This is a genomic window from Amycolatopsis sp. NPDC039088 (genome assembly GCF_055598845.1).
This window is the reverse complement of the sequence record NZ_JBVKAE010000019.1, coordinates 71,761-84,722: the sequence shown is the minus strand read 5'-3', so window position 1 is coordinate 84,722 and position 12,962 is coordinate 71,761. Positions and strand designations below refer to the sequence as shown.

Sequence of the window (12,962 nt, the reverse complement as noted above, 5' to 3'; positions counted from 1 at the left end):
AGCCACCGCGACGATCGTGGTCTCCTGGAAAGGAAGTGCCTGTGGCCAGAAGACTCTTGGGCGCTATCGCGCTGGCTCTGACACCAGTGCTGATCGGAGGCCTCGCCCCGACGGCGGCAAGTGCCGACGTGCCGGCGAGTTCGGTCACGATCCGGGTGGATCCCTCGTACCGGCATCAGCCGTTCGAAGGATGGGGGACGAGCCTGGTCTGGTTCGCCAACGCCACCGGCGGTTACCCCGAGCCGATCCGGCGGCGGCTCGTCGACCTGCTGTTCGGCGAGGACGGCCTGAACCTCAACATCGCGCGCTACAACATCGGCGGCGGCAACGCGCCCGACGTCCGCAAGGACTACATGAAAACGGGCGCGACGATGCCCGGGTTCTGGCAGGCACCGCCGGGGACCACGCGCGAGAACACGGACTGGTGGGATCCCGCGAACCCCGCCCACTGGAACTGGAACGCCGACGCCGCCCAGCGGTGGTGGGTGGATCAGATCAAGAACAAGGTGACCAAATGGGAGGCGTTCAGCAATTCGCCGCCGTGGTTCCAGACCGTCAGCGGGTACGTGTCCGGCGGTTTCGACGCCGGCGTCGACCAGATCCGCGCCGACCGGGTCGGCGACTTCGCCGAGTATCTGGTCCGGGTCACCGAGAAACTGGAACGGGCGCACCACATCAAGTTCGACACCATCGCCCCGCTCAACGAGCCGAACACCCCGTACTGGGGGACACAGCTAGGACCGGACGGGCAGCCGACCGGCGGACGGCAGGAAGGCGCGCACGCCGGACCCGAACTGCAGAAGAAGGTCCTTTCGGCACTGCGTAACGAGCTGAACGGGTCCTCGACCCGGGCGAAAGTGTCCGCGATGGACGAAACCAACCCCGGCGTCTTCACCAAGAACTGGAACGCCTACGACGGCGCGGCGCGGGCGGCCGTCGAACAGCTCAACGTGCACACCTACGACACCGGCATGCGCACGAGCGCGCGGGACATCGCCAAGGGCGCGGACCGCAAGCTGTGGATGAGCGAGGTCGAAGGCACCTGGGGGACCGGTACCGACTTCACGAGCATGGAGCCCGGACTGGGGATCGCCACCCGGATGGTCGGCGACATGCGGGAACTCGAGCCGTCGGCCTGGGTGTTCTGGCAGCCCATCGAGGACTCGATCCCACAGGCCGCGGCAGGGAAGAACTGGGGAAGCATCCACATCCCGTTCAACTGCACCGCCGCCGACACCCTCGAAACCTGCCCGATCAAGCCCAACACCAAATTCCACACCATCCGCAACTTCACCCACCACATCCGGCCCGGCGACCGGTTCGTCAAGGTCGACGAGCCGTCGAGCGTGGCGGCGGTGAAGTCCCACGGGCTCGGGGCCACCGTGGTGCACGTCAACAACTCCGCGGACACCCGGAAGGTGACCGTGGACCTTTCGCGGTTCGGTTTCGCCCTGCCTTGGGCCTCCGTGACGCCCGTGGTGACCAGCGCGGGCGGCGCGCTCGTCAAAGGCTCGCCGGTGCGGGTGACCGGACGATCCGCCACCCTCACCGTGCCGGCGAAGTCGGTGACGACCTTCCTGGTGGACGGTGTCGCCGGAGTCTCCCCGGACGCCGCGGTCGTCCAGCCGGGAGAGACGCGGCTGTTGCAGGGGATCGCGAGCGGGAAAGCGCTGGCACCGAACGGCGACGCGTCCGGTGTGGTGATCCGCGCGGCGGACGCCGTCGACAAGGCGCAGCAGTGGAAACTGCGGAAGCTGACGCTCGGCGACAGCAACCGGGAGCGTTACGCCGTCGTCAACGTGGCCAACGGCAAGGAACTCGCGGTGAACGGCGACGACGCCGTCCTGCGGCCGCCGTCCGCCGGTCTGCCGGACCGGGCCGGGCAGTGGATCATGTCGACCTCCGGTGCCGACAGCTGGACGTTCGTCAACGCGGCGACCGGGCGGCTGCTCGACGTGACCGGGCAGTCCACAGTGGATGGCGCGAAGGTCTCGACATGGACGCCGACCTCGGCCGCGAATCAGCGGTGGGCCGTGACCGGTGGGCGCGGGTAAGTAGCGGGCGGGTCGTGAAAGCCACTTTTCGAGACAAAAGTGCCCGACCCGGGCCGAGTCGGTGGTTTCGCGTGGCTGGATGGATGGCGCGTGTGATCAGACGGAGGACACGTGTGATCAGACGGAGGACACGTGTGCTCTCCGTCGGATCACACGTGTCCTCCGTCGGATCACACGCGCCATCCGATGGTGAGTACCTAAGGCACGATTGGCCAGAACACGAATCGCCACTCACGACCAACCCGGCCCACCCCTCACCGTTGTCTCAGTGCCTTACTGCGTGCTTTCGGTGACGCCGAGTTCGTAGACGGTCGTCTGCCGGTAGGTCTGTCCCGGCCGCAGGACGGTGCTGGGGAAGTCCGGCCGGTTCGGCGAATCGGGGAAATGCTGCGCTTCGAGGGCGAACCCGGCACCGGGGCCGTACGGACGGCCGCCGGTGCCGGTGAGCGCGTCGGTGAGGAAAGCGCCTGAATAGAACTGGATGCCGGGTTCGGTCGTCAGCACGGTGAGGACGCGGCCGGACACCGGATCGCAGGCGCGCGCGGCGACGCTGAGCGACGTCGTGTCGCTCCGGTTGAGCACCCAGTTGTGGTCGTACCCGTGTCCGGCGCGCAGCTGGGGGTCGTCCAGGTGGAGGCGGGCGCCGATCCGTTCCGGACGGCGGAAGTCGAACGGCGTGCCGTCGACCGGTTCCGGGTCACCGGCCGGGATCAGGTCCGGTCCGACAGGGGAGAAATGGTCGGCGTTGAGGGTCAGCCAGTGCTCGTGGACGTCGCCGGAGCCTTCGCCCGCGAGATTCCAGTAGGTGTGGTTGGTGAGGTTGACGACCGTCGGCGCGTCCGTGGTCGCCTGGTAGCCGATGGTCAGCCGGTTCCGGTTGTCGAGGCTGTAGACGACCTCGGTGGTGAGGGTGCCGGGGTAGCCCTGGTCCCCGTCCGGGCTGACGTGGGTGAGCCGGACCGCGGCGGCGTCCGCGTCGGCGAGGCCGGTCGCGGCCCACACCTTGGTGTCGAAGCCTTCGCTGCCGCCGTGCAGGCTGTTCTCGCCGTTGTTCAGCGGGAGCCGGTACTCCTGGCCGTCAAGGGTGAAGCGGCCGCCCGCGACGCGGTTCGCGTACCGCCCGACGATGGCGCCGAGGAAGACCCGGGCGGCGTCGGGACGGTTGTTCGCGACATAACCGGCGAGGTCTCCGAAGCCGAGGACGACGTTGGCACTGTGGCCGTCGCGATCGGGCGCGTGCACCGACTGGACGACCCCGCCGTAGGTGAGGATCCGCACGGTGACGCCGTGCTCGTTGGTGAGGACGTACCGGTGCACGTCCTCACCGTCGACGGCGCCGAGGTGCTCCTTGCCGACGGTGGGGGCCTTCGAAACCACGCCCATTCCCGAGCCTCCGATGTCCGGTTCGCCGGTCGTCGTCCGGCCGGCGCTGTTAACGCTAACACGTCGCGGGTCAGGTTCGAGTGAGTCGCTCAATGTCCTCAGTGGACGGTCTGACGGCCACCTGGGTGACAACGGAAAATTGCCCCTTGTGCGCATAGGAGGAAAGCGCTTTCCTGTGCTTGCCGGAATTCGGCCGTCCGTGCGCGGACGCCAGAAATCCCTTGGAGGTACGGCATGTCTCCACTCACTCGACGGACGCTGTTGAAAAGCGGTGTGGTGGCCGGGGCGGGCGCCGCGTTGCCGCTGGCGGTCCCCGTTCCGGCCGCGCACGCGGCGGAACCCGGCGAACCGACCGAGATCCGCTGGCTCGACGGGCGCCCTCCGGGGGAGATGGTCGGGGTGACCTGGGGAGTGCCTTGGCCGAAAGGCCGGATACGGCCGGGTTCGCCGTTCGGTCTGCGTACCGCGGACGGTGCCGAGGTGCCGGTGCAAAGCTGGCCGATCGGGTACTGGCCGGACGGCTCGCTCAAGTGGAGCGCCCACGCCGTGCCCGCCGGCGCCCCGGCCGCCGAGCGGTACCGGCTGGCTCCCGGGCCCGCGGCGGCTCCGGCCAAGGCCGTGACGGTCACCAGGTGGAACGGGAAGATCGTGGTGGATACCGGCGTGCTGAGGTGTGTCCTCAACACGGCCGGAAAGGTCCTGATCGACGAGGTGACCCGCGGGGGCAGACCGGTCGCCAAAGCGGGCGAACTGGTGTGTTTCCGTCAGAACGGCACCGACGAACTGGACGAAGGCGCGTCCAAACGCGAGCGCTACACCGGTGCCGTGCGCCAGGTGACGGTCGAGCAGGACGGGCCGGTGCGCGCCGTCGTGCGGATCGACGGCGGCCACCGCGCCGAACACGGCGGCCGTGAATGGCTGCCGTTCACGATCCGGCTGTACTTCCACGCCGGCGCCGAGAACTTCCGGATGGTGCACAGCTTCGTCTTCGACGGCGACGCCGACAAGGACTTCATCCGGGGGCTCGGGGTCCGCTTCCGGGTCCCGATGACCGACGAGCCGCACAACCGGCACGTGCGGTTCGCCAGTGCGGACGGCGGCCTGTTCACCGAGGCGATCCGCGGGATCACCGGGCTGCGCCGCGATCCGGGTGCGGCCGTCCGCCAGGCGCAGGTCGAGGGCAGGCGCACGCCCGACGTGTCCACCTGGGACACCCGGGTGAGCAAGCGGCTGGAACTCATCCCCGCGTGGGGTGACTACACGCTCAGCCAGCTGACCGCCGACGGCTACGCCATCCGCAAGCGGACGAAGGCGGGTCGCGGCTGGATCCACGCCGCCGCGGGTGCTCGCGCGGGCGGCTTCGGGTACGTCGGGGGCGTGAGTGGCGGCTTCGCGTTCGGTATGCGGGACTTCTGGCAGCTGCATCCCACGCAGCTCGACGTCCGCGGGGCCGCGGGTGACTCGGCCGAGGTCACGCTGTGGCTGTGGTCGCCCGACGCCAAACCCATGGACCTGCGCTTCTACCACGACGGCATGGGCATGGACACCTATCCCGAGCAGCTCGAAGGCCTGGAAATCACCTATGAGGACTACGAGCCCGGGTTCGGCAGTCCCTACGGTGTCGCGCGCACCAGCGAGCTGACGTTCTGGGCGCTGGACGCGACACCGTCGGCCGAGCGGCTCGCCGCACAGGCCGCGGTCGTGCGCGCCTCGCCGCTGCTGGTGACCACGCCGCAGCGGATGCGGGAGGCGGGTGTGTTCGGCGACTGGTCGCCGGTCGACCGGTCGACACCGGCCAAGGCCCAGATAGAAGACCGGCTCGACTTCCTCTTCGACTTCTATCGCCGACAGGTCGAGCAGCGCCGGTGGTACGGCTTCTGGAACTACGGCGACGTGATGCACACCTACGACGAAGACCGGCACGAATGGCGCTACGACGTCGGCGGGTACGCCTGGGACAACTCGGAACTGAGCACCGACCTGTGGCTTTGGTACAGCTACCTGCGCACCGGCCGGGCGGAGGTCTTCCGGATGGCCGAGGCGATGACCCGGCACACCGGCGAAGTGGACGTCTACCACATCGGCAAGTACGCGGATCTCGGCACGCGGCACGGTGTGCAGCACTGGGCGGACAGCGCCAAGCAGTTGCGGATCAGCACGGCGGCCAACCGCCGGTTCCTCTATTTCCTCACCGCCGACGAGCGGGTCGGTGACCTTCTGCACGACCTTGTCGACGCCGACAAGACGTTCCTCGCGCTCGACCCGCTGCGCAAGATCCGCACCGAGCCGTACGAGCCCGATCCGAAGGCGCTGGCGGTCGGGCTGGGGACGGACTGGGGTGCGCTCGCGGCCGCCTGGTTCACCGAATGGGAGCGCGGCGGCGACCCGATCGCGAAGACGAAACTGCTGAACACCTGTACCGCGATCGGCAAGTTGCGGAACGGGTTCATCACCGGGGAAGGCCGGTACGACCTCACCACCGGCACTTTCGCGACCGACACCGTCGCGGTGTCGGTCTCCCACCTCAGCGCGGTCTTCGGGCTGGTCGAGATCTGCGGTGAGATCATCGCCGCCACGAGCCTGCCCGAGTTCGAACGTGCCTGGCTGCAGTACTGCACGTTGTACAACGGCACGGCCGAAGAGCAGATCGCCGCGGTCGGGAAGTCGTTCGGCAGTCTCAACCTCAAGCAGGCGCATTCCCGCCTCACCGCCTATGCCGCGGCGAAGAAGAACGACCCGGCGCTGGCGGCGCGGGCCTGGGCCGAGCTGGCCAAGGGTGAGGCCGGATATCCGGCGACGTCGCCATGGCGGAGCACCAGGATCACCGGTCCGGCGGTGCTGAATCCGGTCGACGAGGCCACCTGGGTGTCGACCAACGCGACCGCGCAGTACGGGCTGGCAGCGATCCAGTGCCTGGCGCTGGTGGGGGACCGGATCCCCGGGTAGCGCCCGACAGGAAAGCGGTTTCCCGAAGTGGCGACGGCCGCCCGGCGCGGCCGTCGACCACCGCTCGCGGGCCGGAAGACGAGCCATTGTCTCGTCGTGACCCGTCCGCTAACATCGCCGTTACACAGGACCGAATCGTTTCGACAACCCGATTTCCCCTTCCCCTGATCACCGATTGATCACCACGCCCGAAAATCGCCCTGATGGGCCTCAGGCCATTCGTCGAAGCGCTTCGATTTCCCCGCGATGGAGTACCGATGAGCAGAGCAGCTCGCTTTACCCGCCTACGCAGGACGGGAATGTTCGCTATGGCGGTGGCCCTCACCATAGGCCTCGCCTCACCCGCAATCGCGGACGAGCTGAACGATTATCCGTTCCGCGATCCCGCGCTGCCGTTGAACACCAGGGTGGACGACCTGGTGAAGCGGCTGACACTGGCGGAGAAAGTTTCGTTGCTGCACCAGTTCCAACCGGCGATCCCGCGACTGGGCGTCCCCGAATTCAAAACGGGGACCGAGGCGCTGCACGGCGTCGGCTGGACGACGGAGCGGAAGAACGGCAACGTCGTGACCGCCAACGCCACGGTCTTCCCGCAGGCGATCGGCCTCGCCTCCACCTGGGATCCGGCGTTGATCAAGCAGGTCGGCGCGGTCGTCGGTGACGAGGCGCGCGGCTACCACTCGCAGGACCCCGGTTTCTGGGGGCTCCAGCTGTGGGCGCCGGTGGTCAACCTGCTGCGTGATCCGCGATGGGGACGCAACGAGGAGGGCTACTCGGAAGACCCCCTGCTGACGGGAGCCATTTCGACGGCGTACGGCAAGGGGATGTCGGGTGATCACCCCCAGTACCTCAAGACCGCGCCGGTACTGAAGCACTACTTGGCCAACAACAACGAGATCCGCCGCGACACCACGTCGTCCAACCTGCGCCCGCGGGTGCTGCGTGAATACGACGAGCAGGCGTTCAAGCCGGCGATCGCGGCCGACGCGGCGACGGGCGTGATGGGGTCGTACAACCTCGTGAACGGCCGTCCGGCGACGGTCAACCCCGATCTCAACGACGTCGTGCGGAGCTGGACCGACAAGACGCTCTACAACGTCAGCGACGCGTCCGCGCCGTACAACCTCACCGGCTCCGAGCAGTACTTCAAGACCAACGAAGAAGGCTTCTCGGCCGCCCTCAAAGCCGGTCTCGACGGCTTCACCGTCGACAACCAGAACCCCGCGCCCACCATCGGGATCATCAACTCCGCGCTGGCCAAGGGACTGCTCGCCGAGTCGGACATCGACAGGGCGGTGAAGCACGTACTGAGCGTCCGCTTCCGGCTCGGTGACTTCGACCCGGACGGCGGTCCGTACGCCAAGATCGGCAAGGACGTGGTGAACAGCCCGGCGCACCGGCAGCTCGCCCGCAAGTCGGCGGCCGACGCCATGGTGCTGCTGAAGAACGACCGCGGCGCCCTGCCGCTCGACCCGAAGCGCAGCGTCGCTGTCATCGGGCCGCTGGAGAAGACCCTGTACACCGATTGGTACTCCGGCGGACTGCCGTACAAGGTGACCCCGGTGGACGGGATCAAGGCGCGGCTCGGCGCCGGCGCGATGGTCAGCGACACCGAGGCCGTCGACCGGATCGCCCTGCGCGACGCCACCACCGGCAAGTACCTCAGCGGCGGGGCGGGTGACGGGGGCGCGGTGCTCAAGGCAGGCGCCACCAGCGTCGGCGCCACCGAGCAGTTCGACGCCTTCAACTGGGGCGACGGCGTGCTGACCCTGCGCAGTGTCGCCAACGGCAAGTACGTCGAGCGGCAGGGGCTCTCCAACGCCACCAGCCCGTTCGTCAACCAGGCTCCGCAGCCGCGGGACTGGTTCGTCCACCAGCAGTTCAAACTGGAGGACGCGGGTGACGGCACGGTCGTGATCAAGTACGCCGGCTACGAGATCCCGAACGATTGGGACGGGCCGAACAGCTACCTCACCGTCGCCGCCGACGGCACGCTGACCCTGGGCTCGCCGAACGCGGCCGGAGCGACCAAGTTCCGCAAGGAGCAGCTCACCTCGGGTATCGACAGCGCGGTGAACGCGGCGCGATCGGCCGAAACGGCGGTCGTGGTCGTGGGCAGCATGCCGTTCATCAACGGACGGGAAGACCACGACCGCACCACGACGGCGCTGGCGGAGACCCAGAGCGAGCTGATCAAGGCCGTGCGCAAGGCGAACCCGAACACCGTCGTGGTGGTCGAGAACAGCTACCCCACGACCTTGAACTGGGAGCAGGAGAACGTCCCGGCGATCGTGTGGACCTCGCACGCCGGACAGGAGACCGGCAACGCGCTCGCCGATGTGCTGTACGGCGACGTGAACCCGGCGGGCCGGCTCACCCAGACCTGGTACCGCTCGGACTCCGAGCTGCCGGACATCCTCGACTACGACATCATGAAACGCGGCACCACCTACCAGTACTTCAAGGGTGCCCCGCTCTACTCCTTCGGACACGGTCTGTCGTACACGAACTTCCGCTACAGCGATCTGCGGCTGGGCAAGCCCGGTCCACAAGGGACGTTCGAGGCGACGGTGAAGGTGACCAACACCGGGAAACGCGCCGGTGACGAGGTGGTGCAGCTCTACACCCACCAGCTCGTCTCCCGGGACCAGCAGCCGAATCAGCAGCTGCGTGCCTTCGAGCGGGTGAAGCTCGAGCCGGGGCAGAGCAAGACGGTGCGCCTGTCGGTGCCCGACCTCAGGCATTGGGACGTCACCCGGGGCAAGTGGGTGCTGGAGTCCTCCGTCCACGAGGTGATGGTCGGCGCTTCCGCGTCCGACATCCGGCTGCGATCGGCGCTCCCCGTCCGGGGCGAGCAGATCCCGCCGCGTGATCTGACCAAGGAAACCAGGGCGATCGACTTCGACGACTACTCGGGCGTCGAACTGGTCGACGAAAGCAAGGCCCGCGGTGAAGCGGTCGGTGTCGGCGCGGGTGACTGGCTGCGCTTCAGCGACGTGGACTTCCGTTCCGGGGCGAAGACGTTCACGGCCAAGACGGCTCGTGTCCAACCGGGAACGTCCACAGTGGAAATCCGGGTCGGGAGCCCGCGCGGCCGGCTGGTCGGTACCGCGCAGATCGCCAGCACCGGCGACAAGTACCAGTACTCGACCACCTCCGCGACGGTGTCCGGGCTGAGCGGACGGCAAGACGTCTACCTCGTCTTCACGTCCGATTCGAGAATCAGCACGTTCTCGTTGCGGTAGCTGTCCCGAACTGAACGAAGGAGGCGTGCCGTGGTGAGAGTCCGGATCCCGCTGCTCGTCGGCGCCTTGCTGGCAGGCGTCCTCGCGCCACTGTCAGCGCAGGCCCTGCCGGGTGCTCCGGCCTGCGGCACGCCTCCGACCCGGGAACGGCAGCTGCTCTGGTACGACCAGCCCGCCACGGACTGGGAAAGCCAGACCCTGCCCATCGGCAACGGCGCGCTCGGCGCCACCGTCTACGGCGGGGTCGCGCAGGAGCATCTGCAGTTCAACGAGAAATCGCTGTGGTCCGGCGGTCCCGGTGCCGACCCCGCCTACACGGGCGGCAACTGGGACTCGCCGCGCCCCACCGCGCTGGCCGAGGCGCGGAAGGCGATCCTGGAGAAAGGACCGCAGCAGCCCGAAGCGATGGCCGCGTTGCTGGGACAGCCCAAACGGGCGTACGGCAGCTACCAGAGCTTCGGCGACGTCTACTTGGACGGAGCCGAACCGGCCGAGGTCAAGGACTACCGCCGGGAGCTGGACATCTCCCGGGCACTGAGCCGCGTCGGTTACGTCGCCGACGGGGTGCGGTACACGCGGGAGTCGTTCGTGAGCCACCCGGACGGCGTGATCGTCGTCCGGGTGAGCGCGGATCGTCCGGGCGCGGTGTCGTTCACCACGAGGCTCACCTCGCCACATCCGAAGTCGACCGTGTCCGTCTCCAACGGCCGGATGACACTGGCGGGCAAGCTGGCGGACAACGGGATGACGCTCGAGGCGCAGCTGCTCGTGCGAAACCAGGGCGGGAGCCGGACCGATTCCGCCACCGGCGTCGCGGTGTCCGGCGCCGACTCGGTGACCTTGGTACTGGCCGCGGGCACCGACTACGTCCACCGGTATCCGGACTACGTCGGACTGCCCCCGCATCGGCGGGTCGCCGCGACGGTCGATTCAGCGGCGCGGAGGTCGTTCGACGATCTGCTCGCCCGGCATGAGCGCGACTATCGCGCGCTGTACGAACGGGTCACACTCGACATCGGCCAGCAGCCGCCGAACGTGCCGACCGACAAGCTCCTCGCCGCCTACACCGGCGGGCCGAGCGCGGCCGACCGGGCGCTGGAGGCGCTGTTCTTCAACTATGGCAGGTATCTGCTGGTCAGCTCGTCGCGGCCAGGCTCGCTCCCGGCGAACCTGCAGGGCGTCTGGAATCCGTATTCGTCGGCGCCGTGGTCGTCCGACTACCACGTCAACATCAACCTGCAGATGAACTACTGGCCGGCCGAGGTCACCAACCTCGGCGAGACCACGCCGCCGTTGTTCGACTTCATCGACCGGCTTCGACCGCGTGGCAGGGAAACCGCCAAGACCATGTTCGGAGCCGGTGGTTTCGTGCTGCACAACGAAACCAACACCTTCGACTACACGGGCGTCCACGACTGGCCGACCGCGTTCTGGTTCCCCGAGTCCGCGGCCTGGTTGTCGAGGCACCTCTGGGAGCACTACGAGTTCACTCAGGACCGCGCCTTCCTGCGCGAGAAGGCTTACCCGATCCTGCGGGACGCCGCGCGATTCTGGCTGGACACGCTCGTGGCCGACCCCCGGGACGGGAAACTCGTCGCGGTTCCGTCCTATTCACCCGAGCACGGCCCGTACACCGCCGGAGCGGCGATGTCGCAGCAGGTCGTGTGGGATCTCTTCACCAACGTGCTGGAGGCGGGCGAGGCCCTCGGTGGCGATCAGGCCTTCCGTGCCCAGGTCGCCGCGGCACGGGCGAAACTGGATCCGGGCCTGCGCGTCGGGTCGTGGGGGCAGCTGCAGGAATGGAAAGAGGATCTCGACGACCCCGCCGACACGCACCGGCACGTGTCGCATCTCTACGGGTTGCATCCGGGCAGGCAGATTTCCCCGCTCAGCACACCGGAACTCGCCGCGGCCGCCGAGAAATCGCTGACCGCGCGCGAAGGGGGCGGAAGCGCGGGGGCACCCGGCTGGAGCCGGGCATGGAAGGCCAATTTCTGGGCTCGGCTGTTGAAGGGCGAATCGGCGTTCGCGGCATTCCGCGACCAGTTGCGTTTCCAGACGTTGCCGAATTTGTGGGACAACCATCCGCCTTTCCAGATCGACGGCAATTTCGGCGCCACCGCCGCGGTCGCGGAAATGCTGGTGCAGAGCCAGACCGGAACGGTGCATCTGCTCCCGGCGCTGCCGGCGGCCTGGCCCTCGGGTGAGGTGAACGGGCTGCGGGCACGGGGCGCGTTCACCGTGGGCGCCACTTGGCGAGCCGGTCAGGCCGTCGAGCTGAGGCTGTGTTCCGACCGGGGTGGCACGGTGTCGTTGAAGAACGACATGCTCAAGAAGTCTTTCCGGGTCCTCGACGCGCATACGGGTAAACCCGTGCGGTGGACGAGGACCGGAACCGACACCATTCGGCTGGACACGCGACCGGGCGGTGCCTACTTCGTCTCGTGAGTGATCCGGGTCGTTCTAACGACCCGGATCACTCACGACCCCCCAAGCGGCTCTTGACCATTCAGCGTTATTACTGATTCACTTTGTCGAAGCGCTTCGATATCCGGCGCCTAATTCACCACTATCCGCGCAATGGTGCACGGAAGGAAACCCGGCCATGCGTAGTTCAGTACGATCCTTGATGAGCAGTGTCGTTATGGCGTTGGTCGCCACCCTGGTGATCGGGGGAACGGCACAGGCCGCCACTTGGAGTTCCTCGGACAAGTGGGCGTCCTGGTCCAACAACGGTTACACCGTCCGCAACAACGTCTGGGGCGGCGGCGCCGGCGCACAGTCGATCTGGGCGAACTCCTCCAGTAACTTCGGTGTCTGGGCGGATCACCCGAACACCGGCGGTGTGAAGTCGTATCCGCATTCGGCCAAGAACATCGGCCGCCAGCTGAGTGGGCTGCGGAGCCTTTCCAGCAGTTTCAACGTGTCCAGGCCGGGAGGCGGCGCGTACGCGACGGCGTACGACATCTGGGCGAACAACAACGCTTACGAGATCATGCTCTGGATGAACAAGCAGGGCGCGGTGGGCGCGATCGGGTCGAAGCAGACCACGGTCTCCGTCGGCGGTCACACCTGGGACGTCTACCGGGGGAGCAACGGCGCCAACGCGGTGTTCTCCTTCCTGCGGACCTCCAACACGAACTCGGGTTCGGTGGACGTGCTGGCCATCATGAACTGGATCAAGAACCGTGGCTGGTACGGCGACGTGACGGTCGGTGAAGTCCAGTTCGGCTTCGAGATCACCTCGTCCAGCGGCGGGATGAACTTCACCTCGAACAGCTATTCCGTTTCCTCGTCCTGATCAGCTCCTGACGGGCATCGGCCGCGCGAAGCG

At 67.7% G+C, this 12,962-nt stretch carries 6 protein-coding genes; 5 read left to right on the top strand and 1 reads right to left on the bottom strand.

What is annotated here, in order from left to right; translation table 11 throughout:
- Positions 1–41 precede the first annotated feature (41 nt).
- Positions 42–2,054 (top strand): glycoside hydrolase, encoded by a 2,013-nt coding sequence (locus tag ACZ7KI_RS24095; protein WP_470275349.1) that lies wholly within the window; start codon positions 42–44, stop codon positions 2,052–2,054.
- Positions 2,055–2,327: 273 nt separating this feature from the next.
- On the opposite strand, the gene ACZ7KI_RS24090 is transcribed toward ACZ7KI_RS24095, so the two are convergent.
- Positions 2,328–3,431 (bottom strand): aldose epimerase family protein, encoded by a 1,104-nt coding sequence (locus ACZ7KI_RS24090; protein WP_470275348.1) that lies wholly within the window; start codon positions 3,429–3,431, stop codon positions 2,328–2,330.
- 240 nt (positions 3,432–3,671) lie between these two features.
- On the opposite strand from ACZ7KI_RS24090, the gene ACZ7KI_RS24085 reads away from it, so the two are divergent.
- The 4 genes from ACZ7KI_RS24085 (at position 3,672) to ACZ7KI_RS24070 (ending at position 12,929) form a co-directional block, all read left to right on the top strand.
- Positions 3,672–6,383, top strand: a complete 2,712-nt coding sequence (locus tag ACZ7KI_RS24085) for an exo-rhamnogalacturonan lyase family protein (RefSeq protein ID WP_470275347.1) — start codon at positions 3,672–3,674, stop codon at positions 6,381–6,383.
- A 308-nt stretch (positions 6,384–6,691) separates the two neighbouring features.
- The gene (locus tag ACZ7KI_RS24080) at positions 6,692–9,628 is read left to right on the top strand and encodes a glycoside hydrolase family 3 protein (protein ID WP_470275429.1); all 2,937 of its coding nucleotides are present in this window, start codon (positions 6,692–6,694) and stop codon (positions 9,626–9,628) included.
- Positions 9,629–9,658: 30 nt separating this feature from the next.
- A complete protein-coding gene (locus tag ACZ7KI_RS24075) occupies positions 9,659–12,076 on the top strand; it encodes a glycoside hydrolase family 95 protein (protein WP_470275346.1) in 2,418 nt (805 codons plus the stop codon).
- 157 nt (positions 12,077–12,233) lie between these two features.
- Positions 12,234–12,929 (top strand): glycoside hydrolase family 12 protein, encoded by a 696-nt coding sequence (locus ACZ7KI_RS24070; protein ID WP_470275345.1) that lies wholly within the window; start codon positions 12,234–12,236, stop codon positions 12,927–12,929.
- Positions 12,930–12,962: the final 33 nt, after the last annotated feature.

Coding starts and splice junctions, on each gene's coding strand:
- ACZ7KI_RS24085 (WP_470275347.1), top strand. CDS start 3,672: ATGTCTCCACTCACTCGACGGACGCTGTTGAAAAGCGGTGTGGTGGCC.
- ACZ7KI_RS24080 (WP_470275429.1), top strand. CDS start 6,692: ATGGCGGTGGCCCTCACCATAGGCCTCGCCTCACCCGCAATCGCGGAC.
- ACZ7KI_RS24070 (WP_470275345.1), top strand. CDS start 12,234: ATGCGTAGTTCAGTACGATCCTTGATGAGCAGTGTCGTTATGGCGTTG.